This window comes from Methyloversatilis discipulorum (genome assembly GCF_018780585.1).
Classification (GTDB): domain Bacteria; phylum Pseudomonadota; class Gammaproteobacteria; order Burkholderiales; family Rhodocyclaceae; genus Methyloversatilis; species Methyloversatilis discipulorum_B.
Map to the genome: position 1 here is coordinate 133776 of NZ_JADMJL010000008.1, position 15549 is coordinate 149324.

At 66.8% G+C, this 15549-nt stretch carries 18 protein-coding genes; 13 read left to right on the plus strand and 5 right to left on the minus strand.

The features are described 5' to 3' along the window. Position 1 precedes the first annotated feature (1 nt). Both IV112_RS02945 and trmB read left to right on the plus strand, forming a co-directional pair. Complete coding sequence (locus IV112_RS02945; RefSeq protein ID WP_304000970.1) at positions 2–646, plus strand: hypothetical protein; 645 nt, start codon at positions 2–4, stop codon at positions 644–646. Further along, complete coding sequence (trmB, locus tag IV112_RS02950) at positions 643–1302, plus strand: tRNA (guanine(46)-N(7))-methyltransferase TrmB (RefSeq protein WP_304000971.1); 660 nt, start codon at positions 643–645, stop codon at positions 1300–1302. Before IV112_RS02945 ends, trmB begins: the two co-directional genes overlap by 4 nt. A gap of 74 nt (positions 1303–1376) precedes the next feature. Here trmB and IV112_RS02955 read toward each other — a convergent pair whose 3' ends face one another. Further along, a complete protein-coding gene (locus IV112_RS02955) occupies positions 1377–1766 on the minus strand; it encodes a hypothetical protein (protein ID WP_304000972.1) in 390 nt (129 codons plus the stop codon). Positions 1767–2514: 748 nt separating this feature from the next. Continuing rightward, entirely contained in the window at positions 2515–3540 is a 1026-nt protein-coding gene (gene murB / locus IV112_RS02960; protein WP_304000973.1) for a UDP-N-acetylmuramate dehydrogenase, read from the minus strand. A 322-nt stretch (positions 3541–3862) separates the two neighbouring features. On the opposite strand from murB, the gene acnB reads away from it, so the two are divergent. After that, complete coding sequence (gene acnB / locus IV112_RS02965) at positions 3863–6454, plus strand: bifunctional aconitate hydratase 2/2-methylisocitrate dehydratase (RefSeq protein WP_304000974.1); 2592 nt, start codon at positions 3863–3865, stop codon at positions 6452–6454. 219 nt (positions 6455–6673) lie between these two features. Next, the gene (locus IV112_RS02970) at positions 6674–7474 is read left to right on the plus strand and encodes a response regulator (RefSeq protein WP_304000975.1); all 801 of its coding nucleotides are present in this window, start codon (positions 6674–6676) and stop codon (positions 7472–7474) included. 7 nt (positions 7475–7481) lie between these two features. Here IV112_RS02970 and IV112_RS02975 read toward each other — a convergent pair whose 3' ends face one another. After that, positions 7482–8564 (minus strand): 3-deoxy-7-phosphoheptulonate synthase, encoded by a 1083-nt coding sequence (locus IV112_RS02975; protein WP_304000976.1) that lies wholly within the window; start codon positions 8562–8564, stop codon positions 7482–7484. A gap of 98 nt (positions 8565–8662) precedes the next feature. After that, entirely contained in the window at positions 8663–9784 is a 1122-nt protein-coding gene (locus IV112_RS02980; protein ID WP_304000977.1) for a PQQ-dependent sugar dehydrogenase, read from the minus strand. A gap of 60 nt (positions 9785–9844) precedes the next feature. Here IV112_RS02980 and IV112_RS02985 point away from each other — a divergent pair, with 60 nt between their 5' ends. Further along, positions 9845–10696 (plus strand): endonuclease/exonuclease/phosphatase family protein, encoded by an 852-nt coding sequence (locus IV112_RS02985; protein ID WP_304000978.1) that lies wholly within the window; start codon positions 9845–9847, stop codon positions 10694–10696. A 48-nt stretch (positions 10697–10744) separates the two neighbouring features. Here IV112_RS02985 and IV112_RS02990 read toward each other — a convergent pair whose 3' ends face one another. Further along, a complete protein-coding gene (locus IV112_RS02990; protein WP_019918851.1) occupies positions 10745–10942 on the minus strand; it encodes a DUF465 domain-containing protein in 198 nt (65 codons plus the stop codon). 232 nt (positions 10943–11174) lie between these two features. Between IV112_RS02990 and IV112_RS02995 the strand changes: the two genes are divergently transcribed. The 8 genes from IV112_RS02995 to fliQ all read left to right on the plus strand — a co-directional run bounded on the left by IV112_RS02995 (position 11175) and on the right by fliQ (position 15544). After that, positions 11175–11414 (plus strand): DUF3567 family protein, encoded by a 240-nt coding sequence (locus IV112_RS02995; protein WP_019918850.1) that lies wholly within the window; start codon positions 11175–11177, stop codon positions 11412–11414. A gap of 94 nt (positions 11415–11508) precedes the next feature. Continuing rightward, entirely contained in the window at positions 11509–12051 is a 543-nt protein-coding gene (gene greB / locus IV112_RS03000; protein ID WP_304000979.1) for a transcription elongation factor GreB, read from the plus strand. After that, positions 12048–12419 carry a DUF2946 family protein gene (locus tag IV112_RS03005; protein ID WP_304000980.1) on the plus strand — a complete coding sequence of 124 codons (372 nt, stop codon included), beginning with the start codon at positions 12048–12050 and terminating at the stop codon, positions 12417–12419. The genes greB and IV112_RS03005 overlap by 4 nt, the downstream gene beginning before the upstream one ends. A gap of 87 nt (positions 12420–12506) precedes the next feature. After that, positions 12507–12956 carry a copper chaperone PCu(A)C gene (locus IV112_RS03010; protein ID WP_304000981.1) on the plus strand — a complete coding sequence of 150 codons (450 nt, stop codon included), beginning with the start codon at positions 12507–12509 and terminating at the stop codon, positions 12954–12956. 295 nt (positions 12957–13251) lie between these two features. Then, on the plus strand, positions 13252–14127 hold the full coding sequence (locus tag IV112_RS03015; protein ID WP_304000982.1) for a FliM/FliN family flagellar motor C-terminal domain-containing protein: 876 nt from the start codon (positions 13252–13254) through the stop codon (positions 14125–14127). A 4-nt stretch (positions 14128–14131) separates the two neighbouring features. Then, positions 14132–14497 carry a FliM/FliN family flagellar motor switch protein gene (locus IV112_RS03020; protein ID WP_304000983.1) on the plus strand — a complete coding sequence of 122 codons (366 nt, stop codon included), beginning with the start codon at positions 14132–14134 and terminating at the stop codon, positions 14495–14497. Continuing rightward, positions 14494–15267, plus strand: coding sequence for a flagellar type III secretion system pore protein FliP (fliP, locus tag IV112_RS03025; protein WP_304000984.1), 774 nt, complete (start codon positions 14494–14496; stop codon positions 15265–15267). The genes IV112_RS03020 and fliP overlap by 4 nt, the downstream gene beginning before the upstream one ends. A gap of 4 nt (positions 15268–15271) precedes the next feature. Continuing rightward, complete coding sequence (gene fliQ, locus IV112_RS03030; RefSeq protein ID WP_019918843.1) at positions 15272–15544, plus strand: flagellar biosynthesis protein FliQ; 273 nt, start codon at positions 15272–15274, stop codon at positions 15542–15544. Positions 15545–15549: the final 5 nt, after the last annotated feature.

Genomic DNA, 15549 nt, shown 5'->3' on the forward strand with positions numbered 1-15549 from the left:
CATGACGACAACCGATCGCCGCATCGTGTGGCTGCTGATTGCCTACACGCTGATGCTCGCGCTGCTCCCCCTGGTGCTGAACGAACAGGCCTTTCAGTGGACCTTCTCCGAAGTGGGACCCTTCGAGCAACTGTCCATCGCCGGCTGGCTGGGCACCGCCGTCATCGTGCTGCTGCGCATCCGCCCGCTCGCTGCGCGCGCCTGGGCCTTCGCGCTGCTGTGCCTGGCGTTTGCCGCGCGCGAGGCGGACTGGCACAAGCTGTTCACCGGCGAGAGTTTCCTGAAGAACAGCTTCTATCGCGACGCGGCACGGCCGTTCGAGGAAAAGCTGATCTGCGGCGCGATCGCCATTTTCCTGGTAGCACTGGTGCTGTACGCCGGTCTCGTGATCGCGCGCTTCCTGTTCCTGCAGGGGGGCTGGCGCTCCCGTTCCGGCGCCTGGCTGATGGCCGGTACTGCGCTGGTGGTGATCGGCAAGCTGATCGACCGCCTGCCAGCCGTGCTGTCGGTCGATTACGGCATCGAACTCGGGCCGCTGACCAAGCACTACTCGGCGGCCTTCGAGGAGGGGCTGGAAATGGCGCATCCGCTGATCCTCGCGTGGTCAGTGTGGATCAGCCAGACCGGGCGGCGCTACCTGTCGTGAGGGGTGCGGATGGTCGGTCGCGCGTTCCGCAGAGCGCGCAGACCGGGCCACACGAGCAGCTGGCGGCGCTGATCGAACGCCGCCGCGGGCAGGATTTCCGCAAGCCGGTCGCCCCTTACAGTGCGGAGGCGTTCAAGGTCTTCGCGGCGGTTTGTCGCCCCGGCGCTCCGCTCATCGTCGACAGCTGCTGTGGCGTCGGCGAGAGCACGCTGCATCTGGCCGAGCGCTTTCCCGATCATTTCGTGCTCGGGGTGGACCAGTCGGCCGACCGCCTGTCGCGTGCACCGGTACTGCCGGCCAACGCGCTGCTGCTGCGTGCGGACATGGCCGACATCTGGCGCCTGCTGCTGGATGGCGGCTATCGCCCGGCCCGTCAGTACATGCTCTACCCGAACCCGTGGCCCAAGATCGGCCAGCTCGCGCGCCGCTGGCCGGCGCATCCGGTGTTTCCGCGGGTGCTGGCACTGGGCGGGGTCATCGAGTGCCGCAGCAACTGGCGCATCTACGTCGAGGAATTCGCGCTGGCGGCCCGGCTGCTGGTCAGCCGGAACGCGACCGTCGAGGCGTTCGTGCCCGAAGTGCCGATGACGCCGTTCGAACGCAAGTATCTGGCGAGCGGACACGCGCTTTTCCGCTGCGTCCTCGATCCGGAATAGGCACGGGGCGACGCATCCGAAAACGCGCCGCCCCGTGTGCAGCACCGGGTCACGCCCGGCGCCGGAGCGCTGCATCAGTTGAATTGCGGAATGTACTTCGGGTCCGCCGGCGCAGCCGGGGCGACCGGCGTCGGGCGCTGCGAGATTTCGGCGGCAGCCTGTGCGGCGTCGCCGCCCCGCGCACGCTGCGCCTCGGCGGCGCGCATCCAGCCCGTGTCGTGCGGATATTCGTCGCTGCGATATTTCGGGTCGGCCGGTGCGGCCGGTGCCACCGGCGACGGGCGGGCCGTCACCTCGTTGCGCACCTGAACCGCCTGGGCGCGCCGTTCAGCGGCCGATTCTCCGGCGCCGCGCACCTCGGACACGGTGTCGGACATGTGTTCGGTGGGATAAGCGCCTTCCGCCATCGCGCCGGCGGACGTGATCACGAAGGCGGCACCAACGATAGTCTTGAGGACGGTCATTGCAGTCTCCTTGGTTGCGGACGCCGCGACGGGCGTCCATGTGCTGCAGTGTGCGCATCGCAGCGGGCGTCGGCTGTCGGCCGACGCGCAGGGGATGTAGGTGCAGCGGTGCCCGGCGTAGGACGCACGATGTTGCGCAGCGGCGTGGCCTGGCCGCTCCGGTCGCCGGGTTTGCACAAGCGGCGCGGTATCGGCCGGGTGCTGTGCCCATGACCGCCGCTGTCGGACAATGTCGGAATACGGGGTCGGCGCGCCGGGCGCGACCCACAGATATCCGGGGCTTCATGAACGTCAACTGTGTCGAATGCGGCGCCTGCTGCGCCAGCTTTCGCGTCGATTTCCACCCGTCGGACGGCGAGGCGCAGGGCGGGCGCGTGCCCGAGGGCCTGTACGACGAATTGAACGTATCGATCGCCCGCATGCGCGGCACCGACGCAACAGCGCGTCGATCTGCGCGCCCAGCATGGATCGATCGCCCGCATGCGCGGCACCGACCATGCTCAGCCACGTTGTCGCGCGCTGCGCGGGTGCATCGGCGAGCGGGTGAGCTGTTTCATCTACGACGAGCGGCCCGATCCGTGCCGCGAATTCGAAGCGGGGTCGGACGCCTGTTTGCGAGCGCGGCGCCGGCATGGCTTGCCGGCATCGTCCTGACGCCTACCGGATTCCCCGAAAGACCGATTCCCCCGGTGGACCGCCGTGCGTGGTTCTGGGGGAGCGAGCTCGGGACGGTGGCCCGAGAGGAAGGTCAGCCGACGACCAGCGGTTCCGGTTCGATGTGGACGCCGAAGCGCTCGCGCACGCTGGCCTGTATGTCCGCGGCCAGCTTCATCAACTGGTCGGCGGTTGCCTGGCCGTGATTCACCAGCACCAGGGCCTGCCTGTCGTGCACGCCGGCATCGCCCCGCCGCGTGCCCTTCCAGCCGCAGCGGTCGATGAACCAGGCAGCGGCGAACTTCACCGCGCCGTCGGTCGCAGGATAGTGGGGGGCGTCCGGGTGGGCGACGAGCAGGCGGGCGGCTTCGTCGGCGGGCAGCACCGGATTGCGGAAGAAGCTGCCGGCGTTGCCGATCACGGCCGGGTCCGGCAGCTTGGCGCGGCGCACCGCGCAGACGGCGTCGAACACCTCGCGCGGAGTGGGCGTGGTGACGCCGCGAACCGCCAGTTCGCGCTGTAGATCGGCATACTCGGCCCGCACGACCGGCTTCAGGCTCAGCCGGAACACGACGCGGGTAATGATGGCCCGTCCGGCGAGCCGGTGCTTGAACACGCTGTCGCGATAGCTCATCGCGCAGTCCGCAGCCGTCAGTTGCAGCCAGCGACGGTCCTGCATGTCCCAGGCGTCGACACTGTCCAGCCGGTCGACCAGTTCGACGCCGTAGGCGCCGATGTTCTGGACCGGTGCGGCACCGACGGTGCCGGGAATGAGAGCAAGGTTCTCCAGGCCGTACCAGCCCTGGTCGAGCGCGTGGCTGACCCAGTCGTGCCAGTTCTCCCCGGCGGCCACCGCGATGCGCACCGTGTCGCCGTCGTGCCCCAGCAGTTCGATGCCGCGCGTCCGCATGTGCAGCACGGTGCCCGGAAAGTCGGCCGCGAACACGATGTTGCTGCCGCCGCCCAGAACCAGGATGCGTTCGCCGCGCTGCAGCAGCGTCTCGGTCAGCGCCGGCAGATCGGCTGCGTCGTCCACCGGCTGCAGCCGCGCAGCGCGGGCGGGCAGGTGCAGCGTGTTCAGATCGCGCAGGTCGGCGTCGGAGAGGGCAGGGGCAATCATGACGTGCCGAAAATCGGGCGGCGAAGCGCTGAAGCAGGGGCGCGCAGTATAGCCAAGCGGCTGCGCTGCAGTGCGGTAGGCGGCTTGGCTTGAAATTGAATAAAAGATATCATATATAAGACTTGAACCGCCTTCGCGCGCAGTGGGTTTTGCGCTGCGCCATGCAAGGTTGCGGTCGTCGCCAAGGTGCAGATTACAAAGCGCTTTTTCGATGCCGTTTCGGTGCAAGCCGCGGCTTTTCAGTCCGCGTCTTCGTGCGACGCACCATCAAGCCGGTGTGTCGTTCTATGATGCGGTATACCCGTCTACCGGAGGACTCACCGTGCTTGAAGCTTACCGTGCCCATGCCGCCGAACGCGCCGCGCTCGGCATCCCGCCGCTCGCCCTCGATGCGAAGCAGACTGCTGAACTGATCGAGCTGATCAAGAACCCGCCGGCTGGCGAGGACGCTTTCCTGCTCGACCTGCTGACCCATCGCGTGCCGCCGGGCGTGGACGACGCCGCCAAGGTGAAGGCCTCCTTCCTGGCTGCCGTGGCTCACGGTGACGTCAAGGTCGGTCTGATTTCCAAGGCCAAGGCCACCGAACTGCTGGGCACCATGGTGGGTGGCTACAACGTGAAGCCGCTGATCGACCTGCTGGACGACGCCGAAGTCGCCGCTGTGGCGGCCGAAGGCCTGAAGAAGACGCTGCTGATGTTCGACTTCTTCCACGATGTCGCCGAGAAGGCGAAGGCCGGCAATGCCAAGGCCAAGGAAGTCGTGCAGTCCTGGGCCGACGCCGAGTGGTTCACCAGCCGTCCGGAAGTGCCGAAGTCGATCACCGTTACCGTGTTCAAGGTGCCGGGCGAAACCAATACCGACGACCTGTCGCCGGCGCCGGACGCGACCACCCGCCCGGACATCCCGATGCACTACCTGGCGATGCTGAAGAACACCCGCCCGGACGCGGCCTTCAAGCCGGAAGAAGACGGCAAGCGCGGTCCGATGCAGTTCATCGAGGACCTGAAGAAGAAGGGTCACCTCGTAGCCTATGTCGGCGACGTGGTCGGCACCGGTTCGTCGCGCAAGTCGGCGACCAACTCGGTCATCTGGGCCACCGGTCAGGACATCCCCTACGTGCCGAACAAGCGCTTTGGTGGCGTCACGCTGGGCGGCAAGATTGCCCCGATCTTCTTCAACACGCAGGAAGACTCCGGCTCGCTGCCGATCGAAGTCGATGTGTCGAAGCTGGAAATGGGCGACGTGATCGACGTGCTGCCGTACGACGGCAAGATCGTCCGTAACGGCGAGACGGTGGCTGAATTCGCGCTCAAGAGCGAAGTGCTGCTCGACGAAGTGCGTGCCGGTGGCCGCATCAACCTCATCATCGGCCGTTCGCTGACCGCCAAGGCGCGCGACTTCCTCGGTCTGGGCGCGTCGACGCTGTTCCGCCTGCCGAAGGCGCCGGTGGATACCGGCAAGGGCTACACGCTGGCGCAGAAGATGGTCGGTCGTGCCTGTGGCCTGCCGGAAGGCAAGGGCATCCGTCCGGGCACCTACTGCGAACCGAAGATGACCACGGTCGGCTCGCAGGACACCACCGGCCCGATGACCCGCGACGAACTGAAGGATCTGGCCTGCCTCGGCTTCTCCGCCGATCTCGTCATGCAGTCCTTCTGCCACACCGCCGCCTATCCGAAGCCGGTGGACGTGAAGATGCACCGCGAACTGCCGACCTTCATCTCGAACCGCGGCGGTGTCGCACTCCGTCCGGGCGATGGCGTCATCCATTCCTGGCTGAACCGCCTGCTGCTGCCGGACACCGTCGGCACCGGCGGCGACTCGCACACCCGTTTCCCGATCGGCATTTCCTTCCCGGCCGGTTCCGGTCTGGTCGCCTTCGGCGCCGCCACTGGCGTGATGCCGCTGGACATGCCGGAATCGGTGCTGGTGCGCTTCAAGGGCACGATGCAGCCGGGTGTCACGCTGCGTGATCTGGTGCATGCGATTCCGCTGTACGCGATCAAGGCCGGTCTGCTGACCGTGGCCAAGCAGGGCAAGAAGAACGTGTTCTCCGGCCGCATCCTCGAAATCGAAGGTCTGCCGGACCTGAAGGTCGAACAGGCCTTCGAGCTGTCCGACGCGTCGGCCGAGCGTTCCGCTGCCGGCTGCACGATCAAGCTGAACAAGGAGCCGGTGCAGGAGTACCTGCGCTCGAACATCGTTCTGATGAAGAACATGATCGCCAACGGCTATCAGGATGCCCGCACGCTGGAGCGCCGCATCAAGTCGGTCGAAGCCTGGCTGGCCGATCCGCAGCTGCTGGAAGCCGACAAGGACGCCGAGTACGCGGCCGTGATCGAAATCGACCTCGCCGACATCAAGGAACCCATCGTCTGCTGCCCGAACGATCCGGACGATGCGAAGTTCCTGTCGGAAGTCAGCGGCACGAAGATCGACGAAGTGTTCATCGGCTCCTGCATGACCAACATCGGCCACTTCCGCGCCGCCGGCAAGCTGCTGGAAGGCAAGAAGGACATTCCGGTGCGTCTGTGGATCGCGCCGCCGACCAAGATGGACGCCTCCGAACTGACCAAGGAAGGCTACTACGCCACCCTGGGCGGTGCCGGCGCGCGCATGGAAATGCCGGGCTGCTCGCTGTGCATGGGCAACCAGGCGCAGATCAAGGAAGGCAGCACTGCGATGTCGACCTCGACCCGCAACTTCCCGAACCGTCTGGGCAAGAACACCAACGTGTTCCTCGGCTCGGCCGAACTGTCGGCGATCTGCTCCAAGCTGGGCCGCATCCCGACCCGCGAGGAGTACCTGGCGGAAATCGGCGTCGTCACCAAGGATGCCGACAAGGTCTACAAGTACATGAACTTCGACCAGATCGAAGAGTACGCAGAGACCGCGAAGGAAGTGACGGTCTGACCGTTGTTGCAGTACGCAGTGAAAACGGCCCGCGATCGCGGGCCGTTTTTTTTGCCAGTCGCACCGCGATTCCGGCACCGCGGCGACGGCCGGACGGGCGCCTCGCGTCGAAACGCCGTGGCAAAGCGCATCGGCGGGAGGCGTGCGTCACGAAGCGTCGCTCATGTTGCAGCGCGATGGTGCCGTCAAGAACAGGACCGAATCCTGCGGGCCCCGCCCATGACGCCTGACCTGTTCAATCTCGACGTGCTGCTGGTCGAACCCTCTTCGACGCAAACCCGGATCATCCGCGAGCGTGCGGCGGCGGTCGGCATCATGAAGATCCGCGAGGCCGATGGCGTGCAGTCCGCACTGGCGGCGATGTCCGCCAAGGTGCCGGATCTGGTGATCAGTGCGCTCTACCTGCCGGACGGTGACGGCACCGAACTGGTCCAGGCGATGCGCAATACGCCCGAACTGCAGCAGGTGGCCTTCGTGCTGGTATCCAGCGAAACCCGGCCGCAGGCGCTCGACGCGGTACGCCAGTCCGGCGTCTGCGGCATCCTGCCCAAGCCCTTCACCAGTGCGCAGCTGCAGCGGGTACTGTCGGCGACTCTCGACTTCCTCGCCGACGACGCGTCGCCGGACGAAGACATCGACTACGAATCGCTGCGCGTGCTGCTGGTCGATGACAGCGGCAATGCGCGCCGCTTCATGCGCCGCGTGCTGCAGAACATGGGGCTCAGCGACATCGTCGAGGCCAGCGATGGCAGCGAAGCTGTGAAGCTGCTGGACCAGACCCTGTTCGATCTCGTCGTGACCGACTACAACATGCCGGAGATGGACGGACAGGCGCTGGTCGAGTACGTGCGCCAGCAAAGCTGGCAGGCTTCGGTGCCCATCCTGATGGTGACCAGCGAATCCGACATGGGGCGGCTGGCTGCGGTCGAGCAGGCGGGCGTGTCGGGCATCTGCGACAAGCCCTTCGAGCCGGCCACCATCCGCGCGCTGCTGAAAGGCGCGCTGCGGCACACCGCCTGAGCAGGCCTCAGCCGGCAGCCATCCGGCGCTTCAGTGCCGGGCCTGCAGTGGCGGCCAGGTCGCGCAGCATGCGTTCGGTGGTGGCCCAGTCCACACAGCCATCGGTGACCGAACAGCCGTAGCGCAGCTGCGACAGGTCCTTCGGGATCGGCTGGTTGCCCGCTTCGAGGTGGCTTTCGATCATCACGCCGACGATGGAGCGGTTGCCGTCCCGGATCTGTCCCGCCACGTCGGCCAGCACCAGCCGCTGCATCTCGGGCTTCTTGAACGAGTTGGCATGCGAACAATCGACCACGATATTGGGAGGCAGGCCGGCCTTGATCAGTGCCTGTTCGGCCAGCGCGATGCTGACCGAATCGTAGTTCGGCCGCCCGGCACCGCCGCGCAGCACCATGTGGCCATGCGGGTTGCCGCGCGTGCGGATGATGCTGGAGCGGCCGTAGCGGTTGATGCCGAGGAAGCTGTGCGGACGCGAGGCGGAAATGATGCCGTTGATCGCCGCGTCGAGATCGCCGTCGGTGGCGTTCTTGAAACCGACCGGCGTCGACAGCCCGCTGGACATTTCTCGGTGCGTCTGCGATTCCGAGGTGCGGGCACCGATCGCGGTCCAGGAGATCAGGTCGCCCAGATACTGCGGCGAGATCGGGTCCAGCGCCTCGGTGGCGGCCGGCAGGCCCAGTTCGGCCACATCGAGCAGGAAGCGGCGCGCCCGGCGCATGCCTTCCTCGATCTGGAAACTGTCGTCCATGAAGGGGTCGTTGATATAGCCCTTCCAGCCGACCGCGGTGCGCGGCTTCTCGAAATACACGCGCATCACCAGCAGCAAAGAGGGCGACAGTTCGTCCGACAGCGTGCGCAGCCGGTGCGCGTACTCCATGCAGGCCTGCGGGTCGTGCATCGAGCAGGGCCCGACCACAACGAACAGGCGCGGGTCGGTCCGCTCCAGGATGGCGCGCACCGCCTCGCGGCCAGCCCGCACGGCCGTTTTCGCCGCCTCGCTGAGCGGCGCGTCGCCCTTGATGTCGCCCGGCGCGGGCATCACCGCAAAGCTTTCGATGCGGCTGTCTTCGAGTGTGGTGTCGGTGTTCATGAGCGGTCTCCCCCGTTTGTCATGCCAGTCAACGCCGACCGGCGCACGCTGTCAATCGCGCTGGTCAAGGAAAGCGTGAATGGCGGGTGGAGACTGCTTCAGCGTGCGGCGTGCCGGGTGCCGTTCCAGCGCACGCGGTAGATTGCATCGGAGGCGTCGTCGGACACCAGCAGCGAACCGTCGGGCAGTACCAGCACGTCGGCCGGCCGGCCGGATACCGCATCGTTGCGACCGAGGAAGCCTTCGACGAAGGGTGTGTAGCTGGTGACCGTATCGCCGTCGAGCCGTGCCACCATGACGCGGTAGCCGTCGCGCACGCTGCGGTTCCACGAACCGTGTTCGGCGATGAACACCGCACCACGGTACTCGTCCGGGAATTGCGATCCGGTGTAGAAGCGCATGCCCAGCGGCGCCACGTGGGCACCGAGCCGCAGCACCGGCGGTGTGTAGTCGGCGCAGGACCGCCCCTTGCCGAACTCCGGATCGGCGATGTTGCCGCCGTGACAGTAGGGGTAACCGAAGTGCTGGCCGGCCTTGCTGACGCGGTTCAGTTCGCACGGTGGCGTGTCGTCGCCCATCCAGTCGCGGCCGTTGTCGGTGAACCACAGCTCGCCGGTCTTCGGGTGCCAGTCGAAGCCGACGCTGTTGCGCACGCCGCGTGCGTAGATTTCCAGTCCGCTGCCATCGGCGTTCATGCGCATGATGTTGGCAAAGCCGTCCTTGTCGCGGTCGCAGATATTGCAGGGGGCGCCGACCGGCACGTAGAGCTTGTCGTCGGGGCCGAAGGCGATGAACTTCCAGCCGTGCGCGCTTTCCTTCGGAAAACGGTCGCTGACCAGCACCGGCTTCGGCGGCGTGGCCAGCTTGTCGTCGATGGCCGGCAGTTTGAGGATGCGGTCCAGCGACGACACGTACAGGTCGCCCTTGCGCCAGGCGACGCCGACCGGCATGTTCAGCTGGTCTGCAATCCTGACCGCCTTGCCGGCCTTCATCGTCGCCGGGTCGAAAGTGACTGCGCTGACGTGGCCGGCGCGCGAGCCGACGTAAAGCCGGCCGGGCGCGCCCAGCGTCATCGCACGCGGATTGTCGACCTGCGCCCACAGCTCTATCGTGAATCCGGGCGGCACACGCAGCTTTTCCAGCGCGGTTTCGGCGTGGGCGAGGGCGGAGCCGAACGCAAGCGCGCCGGCGAGCAGGAGGCTTCGTATCATGGTCGTCATCCCGTCATCAGATGCGGAATCGACCGGCCAGCGGCGCCGGTGTTCCGCAGTGGAGCAAACATGAAGCTGGTCAGCTGGAACATCCAGTGGGCGCGCGGTTGCGACAGCCGCGTCAGCACCGAGCGTATCGCCGATATCGTGCGTGCCTGGGGCGATGCGGAGGTGATCTGCCTGCAGGAAGTGGCGGTGGGTTTCGACACCTTGCCCGGAATGTGCGGCGAAGACCAGGTGACGCAGTTCTCCGCGCTGTTTCCGGGCTACTCGGCGGTCTTTGCGCCGGGCAGCGACCGGCTAGGCGATGACGGTCGGCGCCTGCAGTTCGGCAACCTGACGCTGTCGCGCCTGCCGGTGCTCGCTGTCTGGCGCCGTCTTCTGCCGTGGCCGGCCGACGACAGCGTACCCGGCATGCAGCGCGCAGTCGCAGAAGTGACCGTCGCGTCTCCGGGCGGACCGCTGCGCGTGCTGAACACGCACCTCGAGTACTACTCGGCGACGCAGCGCATGGCGCAGGTGGAGGCTTTGCGCGCGCTGTCCGCCGAGGCGCTGGCCCACCTGCGCGCGCCACCGCGGAGCAAGGACACGAACCCCGCCTTTCTGCCGCCGCCGCGCCCTGCGGCAGCGCTGCTGTGCGGTGATTTCAACTGCGCGCCGCACAGTGCGGAACACGCGCGGCTGACTGCGCCGGCGGACGAAGCGGGCGCCGACTGGATCGATCTGTGGATTCACTGCCGCGGCAGCGAGGCGCACGCGCACACCGTCGGCCTGCACGGTGCCGACTGGCCCGATCATCCTTACTGCTGCGATTTCGCTCTGGCGACGCCGGCCTTGCTGCCCCGCGTGATCGGCATCGATGTGCACGCCGACACCGATGCATCGGATCATCAGCCGGTCCGGGTGGAACTGCGCGACTGAAGCGCAGTCATCATCCATGCAGGGCTGATCGGCCGGAATCGGTGACCGCTAGGCGATGTCGTCAGGGTCGAGCAGGCGCTCTATCGTTGCAATACGGTCGCGCAACAATAGTTTTCGTTTCTTCAGTCGTCGCAGCAGAAGCTCGTCGCGCGACTGCACGTCATGCAGGTCGGCGATGGCCTGATCGAGGTCACGGTGTTCGGCGCGCAGCGCGTCCAGCGTGGCGCGCAGTTCCTGTTCTTCCATGCCTGGCGCGCTGCCGGGAGGCGGCGCCTACTCCGTTTCGGGGACAGGCCCGGATGTTAGGTGTCACACCGCGAGGGCGCAAGCGCCCTTCAGCAAAGCAGTATCCGGCCGTTAGTCCACTTGAAAGGCGGCCGGTGTGCCCCATCTGCACTGCAGGGACGCGGTGCAGGAAGCTGCGACGGGCATTCTGCCGTTGCGTGTTGTACAGCCGCACCAGCCAAGGAGAAACATCATGCATATCATGTTCAATAATCCGCTGGTCTATGTGGTCGAGTACGCAGGTCTGGAAGCCGTCGAGGTGATCGACAAGCGCATCGGCCGTGGCGCCCTGATCCGCGACGACGCAGCACGCCGTTTCCGCGAGGAACTGAAGGAACTGGTCGACCACGACGAAGAGGTCGGGCCGGAAGAGTTCGACGCCTTCATGGTGCCGTGGGAGGCGCTGCTGACGCAGCCGGCGATCTACCACTGACGCAACCACCGGCCGCCCGCGGTGTTTCGCCGCAGGCGGCCGCTTCGGTAAGATGCGTGTCCGCAGAGAATCTGCACGCAGCCTACGCATTCCGATGAGCAAGGCCTTCACCAAGGAAACCGACACCGAAGAGGACGATCCCGAATCGGTCAGCGCGCTGCCAGCGGGCAGCAAGAACTACATGACGCTCGCCGGCTACGGCCGTCTGCGGGCCGAACTCGACGACCTGGTGCGCAGCGAGCGCCCGCGCATCGTCGAAACCGTCGCCTGGGCCGCCTCGAATGGCGACCGCTCCGAGAACGGCGACTACATCTACGGCAAGAAGCGCCTGCGCGAGATCGATCGCCGCATCCGCTTCCTGATCAAGCGACTCGAATCGGCCACCGTGGTCGACCCCAGGGAACAGCAGAACCCGGAACAGGTGTTCTTCGGTGCCACCGTTGACTACGAGGACGAGGACGGCCCGCACACCGTGCAGATCGTCGGCGTCGACGAAGCCAACGCATCCGACGGCCGCATTTCATGGATATCGCCGCTTGCCCGCGCGCTGCTCAAGGCACGCGAGGGCGACACCGTGCGCTTTCAGAGCCCGGCCGGACTGCGCGAGATCGAGGTGACCGAGGTGCGCTACGAGTGAGCGCACGGCGGCATTTGCGCATCGTTGCGCGCCTGCTTCTGCTGGCGCTGCTCGCGCTGCCGGCGGTGCCGGTGCTGGCGCAGGGACTCGCACGCAGCGCAGGGTTGGCGCTGGCCGCCGACATCTGCACTGGCGCACGCGCGGCGGACGACGGCATGCCGGCCCCGGTTCAGCATGGCGGAGCGCATTGCCCGCTCTGCTGCACTCATGCCGGCGGTGCTATTCCGGCCAGCGCGACGCTGGCACCTGCCTTCGGTTCAAGTCCCGGGCGGGAACGCCTCGCGCCGACGAGCGAATGCGGCAGTGACGAGCGCGGAATGCGACCTGAGGCGCGGGCGCCTCCCGGCAGTCACTGCCCCTCCGCCTGACCCTTGCGCAGCATTCCCGGCTGACGCGCGGCGCCCGCTCTGCCGGTGCCCGACACGTCATCGCCCAGACCTTTCCGGAGCACAGAAATGAAATCCATCCTGACCGCCACTCTCCTTTCCATCGCCTGCAGCGCCGCCCTGGCCGACGTTACGGTGAAGGATCCCTGGGTACGCGCCACCGTGGCCGAACAGAAAGCCACCGGCGCCTTCATGCAGATCACCGCGCCGAAGGCTGCACGGCTGGTCGGCGTGCACTCGCCCGTGGCCGGCGTCGCGGAAATCCACGAAATGTCGATGAACAACAATGTGATGCGCATGCGTGCCGTCCCGGCGATCGATCTGCCGGCCGGCAAGGCGGTCGAACTCAAGCCCGGCGGCTACCACCTGATGCTGATGGATCTGCGCGCGCCGCTGGTCGACGGGCAGACGGTGCCGCTCAGCCTGACCGTGGAAATGGCCGACGGCCGGCGCGAGACGCTGGAGGTCAAGGCCCCGGTGCGCCCGCTCGGCGCTGCCGCGTCGCACGATCACCACTGAGCGCAGACCCGCTTGCGCGGGTGGGCCTCGCTTCCCCGAGCGCCCCTCGCGGTCTTCTCCTCCCTGCTGTCCGCTGCCTGCACACTTCGGGTGTGCAGGCGGTCCCGCCCTGGCCGTCGTCCCCTCACGTTCTCCGGGATATCTTCCCGCCACGTTGATCAATCAACCGTACGGATACAGTTAATTAACCGTACGCCTAAAGTTTCGCCTCCAGGGTTCGTAATCCTGCACAGCAGGTGGTCGCTGACAGCCTTGTCCGGCCGGACTTTCGCAATACAACACACACAGAACTGTCATGAACTCGAATTCCAGGAGTGGCGATCCGGTCGCCTCCAGGGTGCTGGACGCGAGCGCGCTCGGCCGTCCCGTCCATCGTCTGGATGCCTTCGCCGACAGGCTGACCAGGGATCTGGCCGAGGCATTCCGCGGTGGCGTGAACCGCCGCTACCGGGCTGCCTTCGACCTGCGTTCAGTCCGCATCGACCGCACTGGACACGCCGGCGACCTGATCCGCTGGACGGCCTATAGCGGCGAGACCGGGCGCATCCTGTTCGCCGCCGAACGCCCGCTCGTGCTGACCCTGCTCGGATACCGTTTCGGCCTGATCGGGCGCAGCGGAGCAGCGGCGCCAGCGCAGGCCGACGGCAATGGTCGCGCGACCGCCACCGAGGAACGTGTGGCGGTCGCCCTGGGCGAGGAACTGGCCGCCGTGGTTGCCGCCCGCATCGAAGCCGGCGACCTCGACCGGCCGCTCGACGCCGTCGCAACGCCGGCCTTCTCGATCGCGCCGGCACCGCCTCCGGCCGCGGGCGCCTGGACGCTCAGCTGCACGGTGGCCGACCCGCTGCTCGGTGAGGACTGCCGCATGTGGTTCGTGCTCGACGACGCCTGCATGGAAAAGCTGCTGCGCGGCCTCGCGCCGCCGCGTGAAAAAAAGGACGCAGCCGGCGCCGACACGCCGTTTGCCCACCGACTGCAGATGACGCTCACCGGCCGCTTGCTGAGCAGGGACATCCAGCTCGGAGAGCTGTTCGACCTGCGTGTCGGCGACGTCATTCCGGTCTTCGTCGGCGAAGCCGACGTACTGGTCGACGACTCGCGCCTCTTTACGGCAGCTGTCGCCGAACACCGCGGCAAGCTCTGCCTCACCTCATTCAACGATATGGACTGATGCCATGGACAACACTTCCGGAATCGACACGCTGCTGGACGGACTGGACGAGGCAGGCGACGACCTTGCGCTGCTCGGCAACGAAGCGCCGGCCACACCGGCTGCACCGCGACGGAACTTGCCGCAGATGATGCGGCGCATACCGGTCACGCTGACGCTGGAGGTCGGTTCCGCGCGCGTATCGCTGCAGGACCTGATGGAAATCGGACCGTCGAGCGTGCTCGAACTGGATTCGCTGGCCGGCCAGCCGCTGGTGATCAAGGTCAATGGCACGCCGATCGGTCACGCCGAGGTGGTGCTGGTCGGCGACAACCACGGCCTGCGCGTGGTCGACCTCGACGGTCTCGACCTGGACACCCTGGCGCAATGACCGGCGCATCGTCCCGCGGACGGTCGTGGCTGCGCGGCGCCTGCCGGCTGCTGCCGGCGAGTGCGGCCATCCTTGTCTGCGCCGCGGCCGGTGCGGCCGAGATCCCGCTGCTCGAATCGACCACCCGCGGCGCCACCACCGAGTTCTCGGTGAAGACGCAGATACTCATCATCATGACCCTGCTCGGGCTGCTGCCCGTCATGGTGATGATGATGACCAGCTTCACCCGCTTCGTCATCGTGCTGTCGCTGCTGCGGCAGGCGCTGGGCCTGCAGCAGGGTCTGCCCAACCGCATCGTCACCGGCATCGCGCTCATCCTGACGCTGCTGGTGATGCGCCCGATCGGCGAACAGATATGGGCCGAGGCCTTCGTGCCCTACGACCGCGACAGCATCAGCCTCGAACAGGCGCTGAAGATCGCCGAAGCGCCGGTGTCGCGCTTCATGATGGCGCAGACCGGCAAGGCGGCGCTCGAACAGATCGCCCGCCTGTCCGGCTCCGGGCCGGTCGCGCAACCGATGGACCATCCCTTCCTGGTGCGCCTGGCCGCCTTCGTGCTGAGCGAGCTGAAGACTGCCTTCCAGATCGGCTGCATGCTGTTCATCCCCTTCCTGGTGATCGACCTCGTCGTGTCCTCGGTGCTGATGGCCATGGGCATGATGATGCTGTCGCCGCTGGTGATCTCGCTGCCGCTGAAGCTGCTGCTGTTCGTGCTGGTCGACGGCTGGACGCTCACGGTCAACACGCTGGTCACCAGCATCCAGGTCTGACGCGATGCTGACGCCGGACATTGCAGTGGATCTGGTCAGCGAAAGCCTGCACATCACCATGGTGCTGGTGTTGCTGCTGGTCGGCCCGGGGCTGGTGATGGGCCTGATCGTCGCGCTGTTCCAGGCGGCCACGCAGATCAACGAACAGACGCTGAGCTTCCTGCCGCGACTGCTGGTCACCCTGCTGGCCATCATCTTTGCCGGGCGCTGGATGACCGGCTACCTGATGGACTTCTGCGTGTCGGTGTTCCAGCGGGCGTCGGCGCTGGTCGGCTGAACGGG